Annotated in this window: 18 protein-coding genes and 1 other annotated feature; of the genes, 2 read left to right on the top strand and 16 right to left on the bottom strand. The window is 32.1% G+C overall.

Annotated elements, in window-relative coordinates; all coding sequences use genetic code 11:
- Nucleotide 1: 1 nt before the first annotated feature.
- Both N4A40_10465 and N4A40_10460 read right to left on the bottom strand, forming a co-directional pair.
- Nucleotides 2-1,735: an ABC transporter ATP-binding protein/permease gene (locus tag N4A40_10465; protein ID MCT4662273.1), complete on the bottom strand. Its 1,734-nt coding sequence runs from the start codon at nt 1,733-1,735 to the stop codon at nt 2-4.
- On the bottom strand, nt 1,728-3,518 hold the full coding sequence (locus tag N4A40_10460; protein ID MCT4662272.1) for an ABC transporter ATP-binding protein/permease: 1,791 nt from the start codon (nt 3,516-3,518) through the stop codon (nt 1,728-1,730). The genes N4A40_10465 and N4A40_10460 overlap by 8 nt, the downstream gene beginning before the upstream one ends.
- Nucleotides 3,519-3,685: 167 nt before the next feature.
- Here N4A40_10460 and N4A40_10455 point away from each other — a divergent pair, with 167 nt between their 5' ends.
- On the top strand, nt 3,686-4,657 hold the full coding sequence (locus N4A40_10455; GenBank protein MCT4662271.1) for an AraC family transcriptional regulator: 972 nt from the start codon (nt 3,686-3,688) through the stop codon (nt 4,655-4,657).
- Between the two features lie 27 nt (nt 4,658-4,684).
- On the opposite strand, the gene N4A40_10450 is transcribed toward N4A40_10455, so the two are convergent.
- Nucleotides 4,685-5,707: a methyl-accepting chemotaxis protein gene (locus N4A40_10450; protein ID MCT4662270.1), complete on the bottom strand. Its 1,023-nt coding sequence runs from the start codon at nt 5,705-5,707 to the stop codon at nt 4,685-4,687.
- A gap of 129 nt (nt 5,708-5,836) precedes the next feature.
- The gene (locus N4A40_10445) at nt 5,837-6,556 is read right to left on the bottom strand and encodes an NERD domain-containing protein (protein MCT4662269.1); all 720 of its coding nucleotides are present in this window, start codon (nt 6,554-6,556) and stop codon (nt 5,837-5,839) included.
- Nucleotides 6,557-6,708: 152 nt separating this feature from the next.
- On the opposite strand from N4A40_10445, the gene N4A40_10440 reads away from it, so the two are divergent.
- A complete protein-coding gene (locus tag N4A40_10440; GenBank protein MCT4662268.1) occupies nt 6,709-7,128 on the top strand; it encodes an MOSC domain-containing protein in 420 nt (139 codons plus the stop codon).
- Nucleotides 7,129-7,305: 177 nt separating this feature from the next.
- Here the strand turns inward: N4A40_10440 and N4A40_10435 are convergent, their stop codons facing one another.
- The 12 genes from N4A40_10435 to N4A40_10380 form a co-directional block, all read right to left on the bottom strand.
- A complete protein-coding gene (locus tag N4A40_10435) occupies nt 7,306-8,796 on the bottom strand; it encodes a S41 family peptidase (GenBank protein MCT4662267.1) in 1,491 nt (496 codons plus the stop codon).
- 100 nt (nt 8,797-8,896) lie between these two features.
- Entirely contained in the window at nt 8,897-10,357 is a 1,461-nt protein-coding gene (locus tag N4A40_10430) for an energy-coupling factor ABC transporter ATP-binding protein (protein ID MCT4662266.1), read from the bottom strand.
- Nucleotides 10,358-10,382: 25 nt separating this feature from the next.
- Nucleotides 10,383-11,102 carry an energy-coupling factor transporter transmembrane protein EcfT gene (locus N4A40_10425; GenBank protein MCT4662265.1) on the bottom strand — a complete coding sequence of 240 codons (720 nt, stop codon included), beginning with the start codon at nt 11,100-11,102 and terminating at the stop codon, nt 10,383-10,385.
- Complete coding sequence (locus N4A40_10420; protein ID MCT4662264.1) at nt 11,102-11,683, bottom strand: MptD family putative ECF transporter S component; 582 nt, start codon at nt 11,681-11,683, stop codon at nt 11,102-11,104. The genes N4A40_10425 and N4A40_10420 overlap by 1 nt, the downstream gene beginning before the upstream one ends.
- A gap of 158 nt (nt 11,684-11,841) precedes the next feature.
- Nucleotides 11,842-12,927 (bottom strand): hypothetical protein, encoded by a 1,086-nt coding sequence (locus N4A40_10415; GenBank protein MCT4662263.1) that lies wholly within the window; start codon nt 12,925-12,927, stop codon nt 11,842-11,844.
- Nucleotides 12,928-12,957: 30 nt separating this feature from the next.
- Entirely contained in the window at nt 12,958-13,686 is a 729-nt protein-coding gene (locus N4A40_10410; GenBank protein ID MCT4662262.1) for a redoxin domain-containing protein, read from the bottom strand.
- A gap of 112 nt (nt 13,687-13,798) precedes the next feature.
- Complete coding sequence (locus N4A40_10405) at nt 13,799-15,001, bottom strand: HAMP domain-containing histidine kinase (protein ID MCT4662261.1); 1,203 nt, start codon at nt 14,999-15,001, stop codon at nt 13,799-13,801.
- A 6-nt stretch (nt 15,002-15,007) separates the two neighbouring features.
- Entirely contained in the window at nt 15,008-15,721 is a 714-nt protein-coding gene (locus N4A40_10400) for a response regulator transcription factor (protein ID MCT4662260.1), read from the bottom strand.
- A 158-nt stretch (nt 15,722-15,879) separates the two neighbouring features.
- The gene (serA, locus tag N4A40_10395) at nt 15,880-17,472 is read right to left on the bottom strand and encodes a phosphoglycerate dehydrogenase (protein MCT4662259.1); all 1,593 of its coding nucleotides are present in this window, start codon (nt 17,470-17,472) and stop codon (nt 15,880-15,882) included.
- A gap of 121 nt (nt 17,473-17,593) precedes the next feature.
- Nucleotides 17,594-17,800: a binding site (T-box leader), on the bottom strand.
- A gap of 79 nt (nt 17,801-17,879) precedes the next feature.
- Nucleotides 17,880-18,503 (bottom strand): cyclase family protein, encoded by a 624-nt coding sequence (locus N4A40_10390; protein MCT4662258.1) that lies wholly within the window; start codon nt 18,501-18,503, stop codon nt 17,880-17,882.
- A gap of 39 nt (nt 18,504-18,542) precedes the next feature.
- Nucleotides 18,543-21,128 (bottom strand): PEP-utilizing enzyme, encoded by a 2,586-nt coding sequence (locus N4A40_10385; protein MCT4662257.1) that lies wholly within the window; start codon nt 21,126-21,128, stop codon nt 18,543-18,545.
- Between the two features lie 59 nt (nt 21,129-21,187).
- A partial coding sequence (locus tag N4A40_10380; GenBank protein MCT4662256.1) for a TetR/AcrR family transcriptional regulator occupies nt 21,188-21,819 on the bottom strand: 632 nt, incomplete at its 5' end.

Here is a 21,819-nt window from a genome sequence, read left to right as displayed (position 1 = left end):
GCTATACACTTTCCTTTTGAAGTTTGACCATATGAGTATAAAGACCATTTCTTTTCATAAGCTCCTCTGGGTGCCCCTGTTCTTTTACCTTCCCATCTTCTAAAACAACTACCTTATCAGCATTTTCTATAGTTCTCATCCTATGCGCCACTACCAAAACCGTCTTGTCTTTTATAAGCTCACTTAATGCTGATTGTATAGCCGTCTCATTTTCAACATCTAGTGATGCTGTTGCTTCATCTAATAGTATTATTGGAGCATCTTTTAACATTGCCCTAGCAATAGATATTCTCTGTCTTTCTCCACCAGATAATGTAGATCCATTCTCTCCTATGACAGTATGATATCCTTCGTTCATTCTACTTACAAAATCATCGCACCTCGCAAGTTTTGCAGCTCTTAAAACTTCTTTGTCACTAGCTGACCTCTTGCCTAGTCTTATATTTTCCATCACACTATCATTAAACAATGTGACGTCTTGAAATACCATAGTATAATTTTTTAGCAGTGTTTCTGGTTCGACACTTGAAATTTCCTTGTCTCCAAGTTTTATGCTACCTCTTTGGACGTCCCAAAATCTAGCAGCGAGTTTTGCAGCAGTACTCTTCCCACTACCTGATGGTCCAACTAATGCTGTTACTTCTCCTTGTTTTGCCGTAAATGAGACATCTTTAAGTACTTTTTCATCCTCTTTGTCGTATGAAAAATTAACCTTTTCAAACTTTATATCATAGTTTTTTATATCACACGAATTAGTACCTAGCTGAACTGGATATTCTTCAATCTCTTTCATCCTAGCTATTGGTAATTCTGTATGGAACACTTCAGCTATATTATTTAAATTAGTTGATAGCGGATCATATATCCTAGACGCTGTTATCAAAAATATCAAATAAGTAATCAACGCTGTTTCTCCATTTACAAACAAATCTCCACCAACTAATATCACTGTTGCAAGTCCTAATCTCAATATTGCCTGAGCACTTGTAACAAACACTCCTGCCATAAGTTCTGATTTAACTTGTGTAGCCTCAGATTCGTCCAATTTGGTATCTAAATCTTCTGTATACCATTTTTGCAAACCATAAGCTTTTATACTTTCTATATTTTCAAAACCCTCCTGTATCGAATCTGCACACGAAGCTTTAGCTGTATGATGCTCTATCTTTGATTTTTTCTGTGTTCTTCTAGATGCAATCAATAGCAAAAATGATACTGGCACTACCCAAAAAACTGCTAACCCCATTCTCCAATCTAATAATAACAGAGAGACAAGTATTACTATAGTGGATATAATTGATCCTATTAACTGGGGTATCGCATGAGAAAAAGCATGCTCAAGTGTAGTACAGTCTCCCATCAGTCTATTCGTTAAATCTGATAAATCCTTTTCGCCAAAAAATGATAATGGCAGTGACCTTAATTTCTCTGCTAAGCTAACTCTTAAATTTTCACACTCTCTATATGTCGACAAAAACAATGTTGAATATTGAATTGAATGTAAAAAATAGTTTAATACAAATGCTATCAAAACCAATATTGTTACACTTGTGAAATTCAAACTGCTCGCACCTGCTCCAGTTAACGGTTTAATCCAATCATTCAGAGCATAAATAAATATACCTACAGGCATCATCATCGCTAAATTTACAAGCGCACTATAAATTCCACCTTTGATTAAATCTATACTCCCCTTTTCACTGAGTGCTAATTTTCTCTGAATCCAACTACGCATAGCGAACCTCCTTTCCAACTTTCCATGCTATTGATTTCTGATATTCATTCCAAAGTTTGGAATACTCGGCATTTTTGTTTAATAGCTCATCATGTTTTCCTTGTTCAGCTATTTTCCCATCTTTTATTACTACAATGTTGTCTACATTTTTAACCGATGACAATCTGTGAGCTATCATCAATACAGTTTTATCCTTGACTAATGACTTAAATGCTTTTTGTATTAAATGCTCATTCTCTGGATCTGCAAATGCAGTAGCTTCATCTAATATTACAATTGAGGCATCTTTTAGTATTGCTCTAGCGAGTGCAACTCTCTGCATTTCTCCCCCTGATAAATAAACACCTTCACTACCTATTATTGTATCTACTCCTTGCGGCATTTTTTCCAAGATATCATCACATTGAGCTGCATGCGCCGCTTTCAATATCTCCTCACGACTAGCATTTGGTTTTCCCAATCTTATATTTTCTAATATACTCATTTTAAACAATTTACTATTTTGAAATACAAAAGCAACTTCATTCATGAGAGTATTTTCATCTATATTTTTTACATCTACATCGCCTATTTTAACACTACCCTTGTCAACATCCCAAAATCTAACAGCCAAATTTGCAAGTGTAGTTTTTCCGCCTCCCGATGGCCCTACTAGTGCTATAGTTTGACCTTTTGTCACTTTCAAACTAATTCCATCTATAACTTTTTGTTCTTGTCCTGGATATGAAAATTCTACTGAATCAAATTCTATATCGTGCCCACGTAAGTCTTCTACGGCATTTACTACTTCTAATGGTTTCGACTCTAGCAAACTATCTATTCGTTCTACTGCTTGTTTTGCTATCATTACATTTTCACCCGAATACATTATTTTAGTCATCATAACTGCAAGCATAGGTGTAAATAGCATGTAAAATATAAGATCTAACAAAAACATTTTGTAATCTGAAACATTAGCTATAAACAGTACTCCTATTGGCGCTAATAAAAAAGAGGGTGCATTTATGCTAAGTGTAAATCCAATCATAGGTACTCTACAATTCATTGCATAATCAGATGCAAATTCACTATATTCATGTATTGCCTTATGAAAATTTTTAAAAGAATAAACCGTCTGCTGAAAAACCTTTACAACCGGAATACCTCTTACGTATTCAACAGCAGATGTGTTCATCTCTTCCAAAGCATCCATATAATGAGCCATAAATTTAGCTCCCTCTTCACCAAGCATTTTTTTCAAAGATAAAGCTGCAAATATCAATGTTGAAAGACTCACTAAGCCCAGTTTCCAATCAAATATGAAAAGTATAGCTAATATAATTATAGGCATCATAGCTACACCTGATAAATCTGGTAACTGATGAGCCAAAAAGCTATGTGTAAGACTTGCATTATCATCTATAACTTTCCTTAATTTACCCATTGTATTCTCTTTAAAAAATCCAAGCGGCAAACTCACTATTTTGTGCATTGTTTCCCTTCTCATATTTTTTTCGACTCTAAATGCTGTAAGATGCGAACACATGAGAGCTACGAAATATAGCACTATGCTAATTATTGAAAAACTGACTGCTGTCCAACCATAACCAGATAGCTCTAGTATCTCTATTTCACCACTCAAGTGTAAAAACACATCTCTCACCACAAACCATATACATAAAAATGGCACTAATGATAAAATTGCACTTGCTGCAGAAAGAATTATTCCTAAGACAAACAAACCTTTATAATTCCCCGCATATTTTATCAATCTTGAAAATAAAGAAGCTTCTTTCTTTTTCACGTCAAATCACATCCTTTTTCTATTTGCTTGGGTTCTATATTTATAATCAACCCCTTGCTATTTATCGCTAATTTAGTATATACTAAAAATACAAACTTGATAATAACTATCATTATTATTCGTCTTTTCGAGATAGTTTTCTGTCTAATCGAGACAAGGAGGTTTTTATGTATTTCAAATCAAATATACACGAGGAATTACTATTATCAAAAGGTTTTAAGGCCTGCTCTAATCACTCAAAATACAACTCATTAGGTAAATTGTATGTTTTAAACGAAGCTATAGGTAATGGATATTTTTGGATTTATACACATGAAAATTTATTTTCTATAGTTATACATGACTTCTATGTTCATGAAGATTTTTGTATCAAATCTGATTTAGCTGAGTACTTTAGCATATCTTATTTCGAGTCAGTTTCTGGTGAAGAATTAAATCCATATAGAAAAATAAGCGCAGGATGCATAAAGGGATTCTGGTCAAAAGCATACCCTTATCAAGCTGTCTTCCATAAAAAAATACCTATAAAAACAATAGGTATCGAGTTTATGCCTGCTTTCTGCGATGATTTTCTAAAAAATAAATATCCTGACGATTACATCAATCCTAGAACTGCACTACTAAGCATTGATGAAACCAGAACGTTTCCAGAAATGATTGAGCTTCTAAAACAAGTTGAACATTATAGCGGTAATGGTATTTCTGCAAAATTATTTTATGAAAGTAAAGCAAATGAGGCTATGTCAATGGTATATGACTATCATTTATCTAATGAAAAAAGGAAAAAAATACAGCTATCAAGCGAAGATATAAGACAGCTTCAAAATGTAGCATCCTATATAAATGATCACTACGCATACGAAATGCCTCTATCAAAGCTGTGTAATATCGCTTGTATGGGTAGCACTAAGTTAAAGCAAACTTTTAAAGCCTACCACGCTTGTACTATAACTGAATATATACAACAAAGACGTATGAGCCAAGCTGAACATCTTTTGAAACAAACAGAACTAAATTCTAGTCAGATTGCCCTTGTGGTAGGATATAAAAGCGCCAGTAGATTTTCTCATCTATTTAAAAAAAGCACAGGTCTAAGTCCTACTGACTATAGACGCTGTGCTAATAATAAAAAAATATAGTTTTAATAAATCTACCAATTATAAAATCTAAATTTGAAATTTTTGCGTATTCGCTTTTATATGCTTTGCAAGTTCACTTAGCGACTCTATACTAGCTCCAATTTCTTCAAATGTCGCTACTTGATCTTGCACATTTTGACTTATTTGGCTAGATGATGCTGCACTTTCCTCTGTTCTCTCCGAAACAGTTTCCATATCTGATTTTATACTTTGAGTAGCTTCTGCCTGTTTTCCAGTAGCATCTAGTATAAATTCCATCTTCTCAGTAGTTTTCTGAACTAAATCCAAGATTTCACCAAATTCTTTTTCTGTCTCATTTACCTTATTTACACTATTTTGAACTAATTGTCTTTCTTTGTCCATCGCTTGATACGAATGCTCTATCTTATCATCTATTCCACCTAATAATTTTGTTATATTGTCAGCTGATTTTTTACTTTCTTCTGCTAATTTTCTAACTTCATCAGCTACTACAGCAAATCCCTTTCCGCTCTCACCTGCTCTAGCCGCTTCGATAGCCGCATTTAACGCAAGTAAATTAGTTTGATCAGCTATACCAGTTATAACCTGAACTATACTAGACATCTCATGAGCTGATTCTTTCAATGTTTCCATAAGTTTGTTTACTTGCATAGATGATTCACTAACTTGATTAATAGCTTCAACAGCTTGCTTCAATTTATCTGCTCCAACTTCTGATGCTTCTAACACAGCTTCACTTGTAAGCATAGCTTCTAATGTCCCTTGTGAAATTTTATCCGCTCCAGTTGCTAAATCCTCTATATAACTCATAGATGAATTAATTACTTCCGAATTCTTTTGAATTCCATCTGATATCACATTGATTTCTGATGCAATACTTTCAATGCCTTGATTTGAATGTTCACTAGCTAGAGATATTTCCTCAGCAGAATCAGCCATTGCCTGCGCATCTTTTCTTACTTCAATTGCCAGTTCCCTAACCTCTTTTGAATAATTATTCTGTTGATTCTCAGACATTCCATCGTCTTTTTTCCCAAATATATTACGTATAACTTCCCTAAACTTCAACTGCCTACCTCCTCTATATTTCTAATTTTAATTATACCATAAATTTACAATAATTAATTATTTTATTAAAAAATATCGATAATTCTGCATAAAATCTGCAATATCATCGACATTTTATATTAAATATTTTTATACTATATTTTGTTTTTTTCTCACGCTATTTATATGATTTTTTTTCATACTATCATCCGCTCTGACATACTGGCAAAGTTTTGAGTATAATCTTTCAATTTGACCTAGATTATACTGCGAACTCATTTGATCAAAGTCCTTTTGTATTCTTCTCTTTAGTACACTTCTTTTTAATATAACAATCCCTGGTGTATCTATGTCTATTTTTTTTAATTTACATCTTTCGCTAAATACTATATATGATTTCAATAAATCATCATTTTCTACTTTTAATGTATTTTTCAACGCATTTATATGAGCCTTATTTTGCCATATTGGATTAAAAAATTTATATTTTTTTCCCTTACCAAATGTCTGCGTCCACTCTTTTTCTCTTTCTTTTCCAAATATCCACCCACTATAATTTTTCGATTCAAATACAAATAATCCGTACTCACATATCATTACTAAATCTATTTCTGTCGTAGACCCATCTGCTTTTGGAACATATAGATTAGCCAACACTCTATGATGTATTTCTACAGATTCAAGAATCTCAAATATCAAAAATTCGCCATAACTTCCTTTATCTCTCATTATATGTAAAAAATCATTTCCACTTATTGATTCATACGATGATTTTTTAAACCGAATGTATAAAGGTCCAAATTTAGCAACCAAAACAGCTAATAACATGAAACTAAAAATCAACATCAAAAAAACAATATACCCAATCATATATTTCCCTCCAAAACCATAATCTCCCACAGTAAAATACTTTATCACTTATCAATTCATTTTACAAGCTAACAATAATAATCCTTTTGACTCTTTGTCAAAATAATGATAATCTATTATCAACTTCAAAAGATTTTATAGGAGGATTTATAATGGCTAAAGTCATTGCAATACACAAAAGTGAAAAACGAGGCACCATAAAAAACAGCGTTTCAAAAGCTACAATATTAAAAGAATGGGGTGTTGAAGGTGATGCTCATGGTGGCGATTGGGATCGTCAAATAAGCATATTTCCAATAGAAGCTCTTGGAAAAGTACCCGAACATATGAAAGCTGAAGTTGAAGCTGGAGGATACACTGAAAATATAACCATAGAAGGTCTAGACTTAGAAGAATTCTGCGTCGGTTCTAAAATCAAGATAAATGATGCTGAATTTGAAGTACATCACATTGGAAAAGAAGTATTTAAAGAACACGACAGACATTATATAGTCAGCCGTGAAGGTAGGTTTGGTAAAGTTTTAAAAAGTGGTACTATTTCTATCGGTGATTCAGTATCTATAATCAAATAAGCTTATGCTGTATATTTAAGGCTATTATCATTTCTAAACAAAATTGGCTATTCCAAAATAATTAAATTTATTTTGAAATAGCCAATTTTTTGAGAATGTAATAAGTGGTGTATCCCTCTTCATAATATAATATTATGAAGAGGGATACACCACTATGTCGTTATTAGATAAAAATATCTATAGTGACTCTAAAATACTATTTAACTGAGTATCTTCTTTATTTAGAAAATCCTCTAATGTTTGTTCCACTTTTATATCTGGTTCTACTCCTGAATTTTCAGATATGCCTTCAATCTTTTCACTTTCAGTTATAAGCTGCACAAGTGGAATTGTTATTGAAGTTTTAGTATTAGGTAAAGTCCAATCTAACATTATACCAGCTGTTGTATCATAATAATTTCCTCCAGGTGTAAGACCTACCAATGTTCCATTTTCAAGCTTTTTAATCATTTGTGGGAAAATAGTTCCACAAGAAAACGATCCGCCATCAGCAATAGCAAAAATTTTACCTGAAAAACTATTTTGCTTTGCAGGTTCAATTGGTTCTTCTTCAAATACAAATGTTCCATCTGCTTTTCTATATGCACCATCTGCTCTTTGCTCATCAAATGGTCTTTCATCATTCATAACTGACTCAACCATCCCTGTTAAATATGAATAATCTTGTTCACTTGATACCATATTTAATCCACTTAATGTTGGTAATTTATAAAGTTCTATTCTATCTACGCTTTTCATAGGTTCATCGATTACATATGACAATATATGATCCATAATCTCGGAATCACCACCAAGATTTCCTCTAACATCAAATATCAAATTTTCGTAACCTCTAGTTTTCATCTCTCTAAAAAAGTGATCCACACAGCTTGTAAAATATTCCGAATCTGCTGGTGAAAAAGTATAGATTCTAAGAATTCCAACTCTTTTTTCTTCTATAAATTCTGCATCTATTGACTGCATTGATGTACCATATTTGCCTGTCATATAATTAGAATATTTGTAAGTTACAAGCTCATTTAAGCTAGCATCCTCGCTAGTCAATACTACTGATTGCTCATTTCCATCTAAATCATTATATACAACAGTATTTTCTTCTGCTTCACCATAATAAATAGTGTACAATTGAGGGAATAAAAATTCTACGAGATGTTGTGAAAGACCTGCATCATCGTCTGTTTCGTTTGCTGTTGATGTTTTCAATCTAGATACGATATCTTCTATATCATCTCCATTTATACTTACAATTTCTGCTCCAAGCGGAATAGCATCATAAACAAAATCTGATACGTATTTACCTTCAATTTTTTTTATTGTTAGTGGCAAATACATTCCATTTTCATTTACTTGACTTTTAAACCACTCTGCTGCACTTAACGAAGTATGTCCATCTTTTATTTTAGATACTATTTTTGCTAATTCCTCATAAAATTCTGGATAAGTCATATCTTCATCTACTGCATTGTATGCATTTTCAAATGCCTCATTTAATTCTTTTTCTGATATGTGTTCATACAAATTTCCATGATTTTCATTCAATAAATCCTTTAAAACTTTTAAATCTGATACGTATTCAAAGTTCTCAAATTCCCCCGCTGCAGCTAATGATTGCATTGATCCTGTTAATACCATAAGTGTAACTAACGCCCCTGTTATCAATTTTTTCATTTAATCTCCTCCTCAAAATTACTATACCCATTTTTCTTTATTATGAATGCATTCTATATGTTTTTTTTGAAAATTGGGTTTATAAGAGATTAAAACTCGATTAAATGAAAAATGACAACATTTTTTCTTTTCCATGCTCATCTAGTCTATAATTTGCCTTGACCTTTCCCTTCTCAATTTCCAGCACGTGGTTGCAACAAGAAAGTATAAGCTCTGGGTCGTGAGTAACTACAAACAATGTTTTTCCAAAAGAATTTAGTTTCCTAAGGTTTTCCGAAACTTCTTTCATGTGATAAAAATCTAATCCACTACTGGGTTCATCAAACAATATAACATCTCGCTCCGACGCTACTGCCGACGCAATTGCAACACGCTGCTTTTGGCCTCCTGAAAGTGCCATTGGATGAGCATCTTTATAGTCATGAAGATCCAAGCTTTCTAAAATTATTTCGGCTTTTTTCTCATCTTGTACAGGCATACCTAATAATACTTCATCTAACACACTTTCTGTAAATAATTGATGATTTACATCTTGCATCACCATATAACAATGCTTAAGTCTTTCTTTACTCTTCATTTGTTTCCCATTTAAATTAATCTTGCCTTTTGCTCTTTTCTCTAATCCACATAGACATCTAGCAAATGTTGATTTTCCAGCTCCATTTTGTCCAATAACTGCTATAATGCCATCTCTAGGAACATCTAAATCTCTAATGCTTAAATTACAACATTTTTTCTTATATCCAAAAGAAAACTCGCAAATATTAATAGTATCAGCCGTACATTTTGTAGCTTCTATATTTTTTTCTTTTAAGTCACACAAATTTATTGGTCTCAGTCCTAATTTCCCAAGCTCATCAGATGACATTTTTAGTATTTCTAATCTATTAAATTCACTCTCTATCCTACCATTTTTCATGTAAATCACTCTATCTGCAAGTTGACTTAAATAGTAGAGTCTATGTTCCGCTACAACTATCGTCTTTCCTCTTGATTTCCAAAGTTCTATAACTTTTCTCAAATCTTCTATAGCCATAAAATCTAAATTTGAAGATGGCTCGTCTAGTACAAAAACATCAGGGCTTAGCGCAGATACTGATGCGCAAGCTATCTTTTGTTTCTCTCCTCCAGATAGTTGAAATATACTTCTATTCATCAATGAATCTATATTAAAATCAAAAACAGTTCCATTTACTCTATCTTTGATTTCACCAATATCAAATCCCATATTTTCACAACCAAACGATAGTTCACTAGTAGTATCTACGTTAAAAAATTGTGATCTCGGGTTCTGAAATACAGACCCCACTTTAGATGCAGTTTCATAAAGTGGTTTGCTAGATACCTCCTTCCCCTCTATCAATACTTCTCCTTCTAATATTCCCTCATAAAAATTCGGTATAAGTCCATTTATAAGTCTAGTCAATGTCGTTTTTCCACACCCTGACGTTCCACAAAGTAAAATAACTTCACCACTTTTGATACTTAAATTCACATCCTCAAGGCTCTTTATATCTTTTCTATTTTCATATGAGAATGAAACATTTTTTATTTCAATCAAATAATTCACCTCCAACTTCAAACTACTAAAATATTATCCATAAGCTAAAAACTGTAACAGCAAAAACTATGCACATCACATCCAATATAGAAAAACCTACTTCGCATATATTTGTTCTTTTTGTCGGTTTTCCGAGACCTCTAGTTAAGGCTGCTGCTGAAAGTTCTTCTCCTATCCTAACTGTAGAAATGAGCATTGGTATTACTCTATACTCAATCATAGCTGTAGCATTTTTGCCTCCAAACTGAATTCCACGCATCTTCATAGCATCACTTATTGCCATATTTTCTTCCCCTACTGTTGGAAAAAACCTTAGCATTACTGAAAATGGAATTATTATCTTTTGCGGTACGTGCATCCTCTCCATTGCAGCAACAAATTCACTAATTTTAGTTGTAGTTACAACATAATATCCCATAACCAAACTAGGTACAAATCTCGATATCAATCCTGACGCAATTACCAATATAAGATTTAGCACGCCTTGAGTTTCACTAACTAAAAAAAATTCACTTCCCATTGCCAATGAAATGAATATTAAATAAAGAATACTACTTTGATACTTTTGCTCTAACAATAATAATAATAACGGTAAAAGAGCTAGTACAAATCTAATTATCGAGTCAACTCCGCTTATTCCGCCCCCTATCAGTACTACATTAATAACTATAAGCAATAAAATTTTGGTTCGTGGGTCCAGCCAAAACTTAGACTGGCCCCCACTAGAAAAAATATTTGTATTCATTAAGCTATCCCCGCTCTTTGAAAGTGTTTTTTTAATGCAGCTCGTCCTATTGTAGCTCCAGTAAATGCTCCTAGTGCTGCTAGTACTATCATCGCCCAAAACACCCATGGTGGAGTCACTTTGAGAAGTGCATCGGTATACGCATCTCCATAACCTGCTCTTATAGTTTGAAAGTAGCTATCTCTCATAAAAAAGATTGGTATCAATAGCCCCATTAACCATTGACTAAATACTACATATCCAAGTTTAATTCTACTCCAATTTGAATAATCTCCTGATTTCAAAACCAAATCTCCCAAGAATGCTACTATCATTGCAAATGGTACTATAGTCCATGGATGACCAGTTAATAACATCAACAGTCCTAAAATAGTTCCCATAATAGTAACCATTCCGAATTTGTTCACTCTAGTCATAAATAACATAAATGGAATTCCTGCAACTAATGGGCATAAAAAAGGAATTAATAGCATGAGTATAGGTATATAACCAAGCATTCCTGTTGCAAAAAATATGACAAAATAAAGTGCTGTAAAAATCCCAACATTGATTAAATCTTTTGCTTGTAACTTATTTTCCACTTTGTAACCTCCTATTTTTTGATATTGATAATGAATTTCACTATCGATTTAAATTATAATTCAATTGCTCAAAAAAATCAACTGGTTTTTTTTGAATTTTATTCCATAAAAAAAGCCCTGTTTGCACCATTCACAAACACGACTTTTATATTATTTCTTTATAAATTTTTTCTATATTGCTCTCTTATTTTCAATAATTCAGGATATTCGTAGAAAAACAAAACTTTTTGATCAGCGATAGTATTACCAGTTGGCTTACCTTTACAAACAAATACTCTAAAACTTTCTGCTATATCTTCTTCAATATTTGTCGCTGCATAATCTGAGACAAATTGATCTGCATATTTATCATAAAATTCAAATGTGTCTCCAGTTTCTTCTTGAATCTTCAAATAATCAGAAATGATTTTGGTCCAATATTTGTCATAAAATTTCTTTATATATGATCCTTCTTTAAATTTCTCATCAGCGCTTTCTGTACCCTCGCCTTCCCAGCTAATATCATTTACCTGAGTTTCATCAAGCGTTATCATGTGACCTGTTTCATGGATTATAGTTTCTTTTCCATCTTTAGTCAAATCGCCATTCTCGTCGACTATATCCTTTATATCCAACGCTAATCTAAATTTTCCCTCTGATAAATCCTCTGTAGCAGGCACAGTGTGTGCCATTACATTTTCAATTCCATCTGTATTAATTTCCATCATTGTTATATCTTTTAATATACTACTTGGTATAAATGTCTTAACCTTTTTTACAAGACTTTCATACTCTTCCTTATCATTTTTTGACAATGGTAATTTATTAGCTACCTTATCGTTCTCATAAACTACACTATTACCACTCGTATTAAAAACAGCTCTCTTTATATTTCTATTTACTAATTGATCTATAGCTTCTTCAGAATCTACGCCAACCGTTTCTAGTATTTCATTTATTCTTTTGGCAACTTTTTCTGATTCATCTTCTGAAGCATCTTCATCCATACCCATGATTACATCCTCATTTTTTATAAGATATTCACGTTCTTTTTTGGACAATCCCTTTAACGAATCAACGTAGTCTTCAAATGATGAATATGGAATAAATACATTATTTTCTCTAAGAATTCTATCAATTTTTGAAATTTTCCTAATTTGTTCATCTTCATCAATTTTGCCATTATTGAATTCTGAAATAATGTTTTCATACTCCAATGTCAACTGCTTTTCTAATTTTGAATCTTTTATTTCTCCAAGTCCCATGATATACTCACCTAGAGTATTTGAAACTCCTCAAGTTTCACCGCCCAATTCATCAGTTTCTCCATCTAAATCTGATGTATCCTCCATCTTATCTCCGTCACTTTGTCCATCCTCCAAACTATTGCCCATATCCATTTTTGTTTTTCCAATAGATTCTAGCGCTTTATTTATAGATGATATATACTTTCCTCTAACATCACTTGGTGCGCCTTCAACCACATCACCAACTATGTTTCCATCTTTATCTACAAATATAGTTATAGGTACATACATAACATTTTTAAGTAATGATGATTCTAAATCATCACTATTTTTTAGCACACTAAATTCTATATTTGATTTTTGCATTATATCTTTTACTATCTCTTCATTACCTTTTGAATCTGAGCAAATAGATATTATATTTACATTTTTAGGTAACTCCTCATACAATTTCTGTATTTCAGGCAATTCTTCTATACATCCTCCGCAATAAGTTGCCCAAACATTAACCATAGTAACATCGTAATTTTGAAATTGATCTTGATTAAATTCCTTTTCGCTCATAGTCGATGTTTTAAACCGTTTTAAACTTCCAAATTTTTGGGTTGCCTTCTCATTTATTTTGCTATTAGATTCATTTTTTATCTCTTCATTACTGCTAATACTAACATTCATTCCACTATCATTTGCAGGCTTTGTCTCATTACCGCAACCTGCTAAACTAAATGTCATAACTGCTGCAAGTGCCAAAGTCATCATTATTTTTTTATTTTTCAATTTTATAACCCTCTTTCATTTACTCTATATTTTATATATAGATTCTATCAAGTTATCTAATTGATTTCTTACTTCATCTCGCAAAATAAATGCCACAAATTTGCAACAATATCTATTTCTTTATATTTGGTATGTTAATCAAAAATGCAGTCTCTTCTTCGTTTGAAATTACTCTTATATTACCATCGTGAAGCTCAATATATTCTTTTGCCAAAGCCAGTCCTATTCCATTTTGACCATTTTTCCCTTTATAAAATCTATCAAATACATGAATTATATTTTCTTCTAAGATGGGCTCTCCATCATCAGATATCTTTATGCTGATAAATTTAGAATTTTTAATCACGTGAACCTCTACTTTAGACTTCGCATATCTGATATTGTTTGATACGATATTAGAAAAAACACTATGCATCATCTGCTCGTCAAATACAGTCATAAGTGGTTCATTCAATTTGAACTTAAACTCTATATTACTTTTTTCTGCCAAAATTGTATTGCTTTCTAATATATCATATAAAACTTCTCGAAGATCACTATAATATGCATTCAAATTTTTAGCTCCACTATCTATTTTAGAAATCTCTAGTATATCACCAACTAAATTGGACATGCGCTCGCTCTCTTTTATTATTATCTGTGCCGCTTCTTTTTCGTCTACTATTTCTTTCTCTATTCCTTCTGCATAACTTTGAATAGACATTATAGGCGTTTTAAGCTCATGCGATGCATTTGAAAAGAAACTTTTTAAATTTTTATCGCTCATCTCTAGATATTTATCTGTTTTTTTACCAATCCAAACAACAAATACTATTATTAAAAAAAATACCACTGCAAAAATTTTATTTATGGTAGATACAATACTCGCAACTGGAGATATATTTACATAGATTAATATATTCTTAGGATCATCATTTTCAAAATATGTATCATCGACAATAACTCTTTCTAGAAGCATAAAATATATCGTTTTTCCCTTGTTTGTATATCTATATGATTCTCCATACTCCAAATTTTTACTTGCTGATTTATAGTATTTATACAATTCTATCTCCGAAGGAAACATTTCTTCTACATAGTCATCATCTATTATTGCATAATAAGGTTCGAAATAAAGATTTTCATTAAAATCATAATCTACGAAAAATTCAGCATTTATATCAAATGTATGTTTCATTAATTCTAATGAGCTTCTTGCACTATTTTCAACATATAAATTCATCAATATATTAAATAAAATTAGAAAAATAAATGAAATGGTAACAACTATAAACGTTAATCCATAAACTATTTTCCTCTTATTTAGAATATTCATAAGTAATTACTCCTTCTTAGTAAATTTAAATCCATATCCCCAGACCGTTTGCACATACATATAGCTGCCTGCTTCTGTCAATTTCTTTCTAAGTCGTCTATTTGTTTCATCTGCAACTCTAGTCTCTATTTCTGCGCTATATCCCCAAATTTCATTTAGAATAGTTTCTTTACTGATAGCTTCATTTTCGTGTTCCATCATATACATCAGAAATTTCAATTCGGTAGCTGTTAAATTCACCTCTCTACCATTGCAATAAACTATATGCTCTTTCACCACATATTTCAAATCTCCACTTGATATATCCTTCACCGAGCTCTTTTCTCCAGTACCTCTATCTACTTCATCTCTACGCTCAAGCTCCACTCTTCTAAGTAATGCTCTAATCTTTGCCATCAATATAGTTGGTTTGAATGGTTTAGTCATATAATCATCACTTCCAAGAGCTAATCCTGATATATAATCCGTATCTGTATTTTTAGCTGTAAGCATTATGATAGGAACTTTGGATATCTTTCTAATTTTACTACAAATAATCAATCCATCAGTCCCTGGCATCATTATATCTAATAATATCAAGTCACATGGTGTCTCTATAAATTTGTCATATAATTCATCTCCATTTTCAAAACTAAACACCTCGTGACCTTCACTTTCTAGAAAAACACTTAAAATATCTCTTATATCTTTCTCATCATCAGCTGCATATATTACTGCCACATTATACACCTCTTTCTATGTGAATACTATTCTCAATGCTATCATTATACCCACTATTCAAACATTGCGCCAGTAATAAACAATTTCAGGTTCAAAATTTCATTTAATCTAACAATGAAATTTGAACCTGAATATTTTACATAATAATTAAAATAAATTTATATACTAACATACTTTGCCCAAAGCACATTTTCTTTTTGCATAATCTTCTTCAAACTTGCCTTTGATACTTCATCATCTACAGTAAGTACCATCAGCGCCTCTTTACCAATTTCATTTCTTCCAACCTGCATAGTTCCAACATTTATGTTTTCTTCACCTAGTCCCATTCCTATATTACCAATAACTCCAGGAACATCAATATTTCTTACAAATAACATATGCTCTGTTGGATTTACATCTACTTCATAATCTTCGATTTTTACTATTCGACCTTCTTTTTTAGATGATAAATTGCCGGCTATTGTAAATACGTTATCTTTCGTTTGAATTTTAACTTTGATAAAATCAGTATATCCTTCATAGTCTTCCATAGTTTTTCTTTGATCTATCGCTATACCTCTCTGCTCTGCAAGTATTTTTGCATTTATATAATTGACCTGATCTTCGACCACTGGTTGCAACAAGCCCTTTATAAACGCTATAGTACTCATCTTCGTATCTTGTTTGGCTACACTTCCAAAATACTCTATATTTACATGTTCAACAGGCTCTTTGTGCAGTTGATAATAGATTTTTCCTAATTTCTCCATTAGCTCTATATACGGTTTCATAACCTCAAGCTCATCTCTATGCATAGTAGGTAAATTAACTGCATTTGGCACTATCTCTCCATTTAATGCACTTACCACTTGCTCTGCAACTGTTACTCCTACATTCACTTGAGCTTCTATTGTACTTGCTCCTATATGTGGTGTTACTATGACATTTTCAAATTCAAACAAAGGATTATCTACACATGGTTCTTTTTCGTGAACATCCAGTCCTGCACTTGCAATTTTCCCACTTTTTATTCCTTCAAGTAACGCTTGCTCGTCTATTATCCCTCCGCGAGCATCATTTACTATTCTCACACCATCTTTCATCCATTCTATTTCTTGCTTCCCAATCATTCCAATAGTTTCTTTTGTTTTTGGAGTATGAAGAGTTATAAAATCTGATTCTTCAATAAGTGTTTTGAGCTCTTCTCTCTTTTCTGTTTTAAAACGCTTAAATCTATCTTCGGCGATATATGGATCATATGCTATCACTTTCATTCCAAATCCATTCATCCTCTGCGCTACTAAAGAACCAATTCTACCTAATCCAATTATACCTAATGTTTTTCCATACAACTCTACTCCTTTAAATCTGTTTCTCTCCCATTTACCTGATTTGATATAATTATTAGCCTGCGTAACATTTCTAGAAACACCCAATAAAAGTGCTATAGCAAGTTCTGCAGCTGACATAGTATTACTTGCTGGAGTATTAGCAACTATTATTCCTCTTTCAGTTGCCTCTTGTAAAGCTATATTATCAGTTCCATTTCCAGCTCTTCCTACAACTTTAAGCCTAGTAGCTCTCTCCATCAGTTCCTTATCTATCATCGTAGCACTTCTAACTATAATTGCGTCATAATTTTCTATTTTTGCAAGTAATTCTTCTCTTGAAATATTTAAACAAATATCCACATCTAGTTCTTTCTCTAGCAATTTAACTCCTTCATCATCAACTCTTTCTGTAATTATAACTCTTTTCTTATTTTCCATACTTCATCTCTCCAATCTAAATCCATTTCATTTTCAAAATCTTCTGTATATTCTCTATACAACTACGCCTCTTCTATTAGCTCCTTTTAGATAATAAAAAAACTCCGTCCTCGACAAAAATATCAAGGACGGAGATAAAAATCTACGTGGTGCCACCTTATTTCACTGCAAATGCAGCCTCTTCTGGTGATAACGGGAGCTCCCCGGCATAGGTTGTTACCCCTACACAGCTCTTGGTCGGATTCAATAACCTCTACTATCGATTCACACCACCCATCGACTCTCTGAAAGTACAGAACTATTTACTACTACCATTCACAGCTTTTGCTCGAAACACTTCAATCAAATAAAGTGTTTTGTGATTAGAGCTATTATATTATTAATTTTTCGTAATGTCAACAGCTTTTTTAATATTCTACCAATATTCTGGTAGGAAATGCATCTAATCCTTCGATTTTCGTAGGTAAACAATAAACCTTGAAGTCCTTACTAGGTATTTGATCTAAATTACAAAGATTTTCGATGGCATATCTACCCTCCTTAGCAAGGTATACGTCTATTTTGCCATGATTCTTTCCTCTTCCAAGTCCCAATGTATCTATTCCTATCATATTTACTTTTTTACTAGCTAAAAACTCTATGACCTCAAAATCTATTTCTGGATGATTATTGTATTTATCCTCATCGTCAAAATATTTATCCCAATTTGTTTGAAAAAAAACATATTGTCCCTCTTCAACTATACTGGTATCAATATCCGAAAGTTTGATAGTTCGTTCTGATATATGTGATACATCAAATTTTATACCCGTTGAAATCAGTCTCTCATTCTCAATAAAAACATCTTTATCAACTACATCTATATGAGTACCCATATTGTGAGTTGCACATGAAAACATTATTGTTTCATACTCACTTTTTGTACCTTCATTGCACTTTATATTTTCTACTTTTAAAGCTGGTGAACCTTCACGATAAACTCTTCCTATTTTTGTTGTTTGCGTAATATCTACTATCATTTTTCTATTCACTCCATTTCAAATTAATTCTTATAATTCTTGCAAATGTAATTAACTATCATTTTCCTCAAGTATTTTCACTATACCATTGTTCCCATCTACTTCAACCATATCTCCATCTTTTAACATATCTTTTATGCCTATGAGACCGCTAACACATGGTATTCCATATTCTCTAGCTATTATACCACCATGCTGAAGTGGCCCTCCAATTTCCATTATAACACCTGCAGCATTTATGAATATCGGAGTCCAAGATGGTTCTGTTGCTCTAGTAACAAGTATTTCTCCTGCATTTAGCGGTTTTTCATATGGAGTTTCTAGAATTTTCACCTTACCTCTCACAATCCCTGGTGCTATAGGTAAACCTATTATATCACCATCTTTTGGTTCAATACGCGGTTTAAATATTTTTCCTCTGCTATCTATCACTAACGGCCAATCTCTTACATGTTTAACCTTTTTATACGGTTTTAAATTATCATTTCTAGCTACTCTGAGATCTATATTTTCATCTCTTTGAGCCATGGTTATTTCATTTATATGCAAATCAAATATATGGTATTTATCATCAAGTAATCCTGCTTTCACAAACTGCTCCCCTAGCTCTAATGCTAAATCGTGAAGCTTCGCATATATTATTACAACCATATACTTAGGATGCTCTCTATATCCGAATGTCGCCTGATAAATCTCTGCTTGTTTTGCAAATTTTTTCTCAAAACCTTCTGATTTTGCTACTTCAAGTAATTTTTCATATGCTTCTTTTCTCTTGCCCTTTACATTTATTATCTGACTATCTTCTGTATTTATATTTGCGAGTTTCTCATATACCAAAGTCGGATCTTCATAAGCTCTTTTTGATGCAACATCGATTTCCATAAATCCCCTAGAACCAAATTTTGATATATACTCATCATACTTAATCATAAACTCTTTAGAATACATTCTATTTTCTACGTTCTTAACAAATTCTTCAGATGTTCTTGTTTTTTTTAAATCATCCATAGACGCTAACTCGAATAATCTATGCCCCATTTCGCTAGTTGGATTTCCATCTAAATCCATTCCAAGTGCTGTTACCAAATATTCAAGTTCCTTGCCTTTAAACATTTTCTTAATAGATGAATATGCTGACATTCCAGCCATCATTATTCCAGCTTTATTTACTATATCGCTTAGGTATTTCATTGATTCATCAACTATATCACTATAATCCCATTCTAAATTAAGCGCATTAGTCTTCATTTTGATTTCCTCTGCCGCTTCTATATATTCCTCTACAACGCCTTTATAATTTGAAAATTTCGTTCGTATAATAGTTGGAATCATTCTAAGTATCATTTGTACCATTCTTCGCTTAGAACCCCTAGTCGATTCATTTCTTACATCTGCTTTATATTCTCCGACTAGATCAATTTCTTTGATTATTTTTTTTATATTTTCATCATATGCTTCGATAAATTTTATTCCAGTTTTCTCTCCCCAAACCTTTAGTAATTGCGACACATTTATATATTCTCTACCATGTAATGTGGGTGCTAGTCCTTTTATATCTGTAGCAAAAGTTCTATTTTTTATTTCATAGAGCATTATACCAAACAAATCCGTTCCTAAAACCGATATACTCTCGGAAAAGCCTTGAGACATGACTATCAAATCTAAATATAAATTTTTTCGCTTTCCTGGTTTTGTAACTAATTCTGGAAATAGTGGTAAATAAGTAGTAATCGGTCTTGACTGTAGTAAATACAATTTACTATCCTTATAAGCCCACTCTGTATCCATCGGTTTTCCATAGTATTTTTCACATTTTTTTATCAAATCTGATAACTCTAGTATTTGAGCATCACTAAGTGCTTGTTTAAACGGCTCTTTAGTACTATGTTCTATAGTTCCACCATTTATATCTAAAGATAATTCACTTTGCTTATCTCCTATATTTTTTTCGATTATTTCTCGTTTTATATAATCAACTACATATGTATCTGGAGTAACTATTCCCGATACTATACTTTCTCCTAGTCCAAATGATGCATTTATCACGACTTCATCGTAACAATTATTGTTTGGATTTAGTGAAAAACCAACGCCACTTACGTCTGAATCTACCTGTCTTTGAACGACAATCGCTATGCAAGTATTGTCTAACTCTATATTATTTTGTTTTTTGTACTCCATTACTCTATAGTCAAATGCAGATGAAAATGCTGACGCTATATACCTCTCTAATTCACTCTTTGATATACCTAAATGCGTTTCATACATACCAGCAAAACTAGTACCCTCTAAATCCTCTTCTGGCGATGATGATCTGACTGCAAAAAAACATCTACCGTCAAATTTTTGCAAAACTTCTTCTATCAAATTCTTCTGATTTTCATGAAAACTCATCATAGACGCTTTTTGTTTTACTTTATCACAATTTGTTATGATGCTATCTTTAATCATAGTGCTCCACTCGGTACTACTCTTTATATCGTCCATCCAACTTTTAAAAAAATCAACAGAAAGTACAAATCCATCTGGCACTGGAAAACCAGCTCTAAACGTCTCTATTAAAGCCTTTCCCTTACCTCCAACACTTTTTAATTCAACTTCAGATTCTGTATCAAAAGAATAAATTTTAGTAGACATAAATACTCCTCCTATTTCACATTTTTCATCTCATTTGATCATCATTTTTCTTAGTCTAATTACTCATAAAATTGATTTCTAAAAAATGTATCATATTTGGCAAATTCACTTCTTACTTCTTCTATTTTAAACTCAATACCTTTTGTTTTTTTGATATTCCACCTATCTCTTACAAGTTCTGAAAACGTCGATTTTATAGTTTTTTTCATCATATCAATATCTACCCCATCTTTAACAGATGAAAAATCTAAATTTTGGTTATACCACCTGTCCATAAGTCCTGGAGAACTAGTTTCTACTTCTTTTTTTAAATCTTCTCTCGGAACTCTATATGAATACTTCTCTAAAAATTCTATTATATAAGGATACATGTCTATAATCTCGCATTTTAATATAATTCCCTCTTGTATCCTTCTCAAAAAATCAGTATCTTTCCAATCTAATTTTGTTTCAATATTTTCAACCATTATTCTCACAGAATAATATACAAGAAAATCAAATAGCTCATCCTTGTCTTTAAAATAGTGATATAACAAGCCTCTAGAAACTCCTGCTTGCTTTACTATCATATTTGTAGATGCCTTCTCTATATCGTTTTTTGCAAAAACTTCAAATGATGCATTTATTATACTTAAAACTTTTTCATTTTTTATATCAATATTTCGATATTTTTCTTCCATATCGCACCTCC

The sequence above is a fragment of the Tissierellales bacterium genome (genome assembly GCA_025210965.1).
GTDB lineage: Bacteria > Bacillota > Clostridia > Tissierellales > JAOAQY01 > JAOAQY01.
Note: the sequence above shows the minus strand (reverse complement) of the source record. Positions and strands in the feature narration are given on the sequence as shown.

What these genes read in the sequence shown, in the direction of transcription:
- N4A40_10465 (MCT4662273.1), bottom strand. Translation starts at nt 1,735, where the DNA reads ATGCGTAGTTGGATTCAGAGAAAATTAGCACTCAGTGAAAAGGGGAGT.
- N4A40_10455 (MCT4662271.1), top strand. Translation starts at nt 3,686, where the DNA reads ATGTATTTCAAATCAAATATACACGAGGAATTACTATTATCAAAAGGT.
- N4A40_10445 (MCT4662269.1), bottom strand. Translation starts at nt 6,556, where the DNA reads ATGATTGGGTATATTGTTTTTTTGATGTTGATTTTTAGTTTCATGTTA.
- N4A40_10440 (MCT4662268.1), top strand. Translation starts at nt 6,709, where the DNA reads ATGGCTAAAGTCATTGCAATACACAAAAGTGAAAAACGAGGCACCATA.
- N4A40_10435 (MCT4662267.1), bottom strand. Translation starts at nt 8,796, where the DNA reads ATGAAAAAATTGATAACAGGGGCGTTAGTTACACTTATGGTATTAACA.
- N4A40_10425 (MCT4662265.1), bottom strand. Translation starts at nt 11,102, where the DNA reads ATGAATACAAATATTTTTTCTAGTGGGGGCCAGTCTAAGTTTTGGCTG.
- N4A40_10415 (MCT4662263.1), bottom strand. Translation starts at nt 12,927, where the DNA reads ATGGGACTTGGAGAAATAAAAGATTCAAAATTAGAAAAGCAGTTGACA.
- N4A40_10405 (MCT4662261.1), bottom strand. Translation starts at nt 15,001, where the DNA reads ATGAATATTCTAAATAAGAGGAAAATAGTTTATGGATTAACGTTTATA.
- serA (MCT4662259.1), bottom strand. Translation starts at nt 17,472, where the DNA reads ATGGAAAATAAGAAAAGAGTTATAATTACAGAAAGAGTTGATGATGAA.
- N4A40_10385 (MCT4662257.1), bottom strand. Translation starts at nt 21,128, where the DNA reads ATGTCTACTAAAATTTATTCTTTTGATACAGAATCTGAAGTTGAATTA.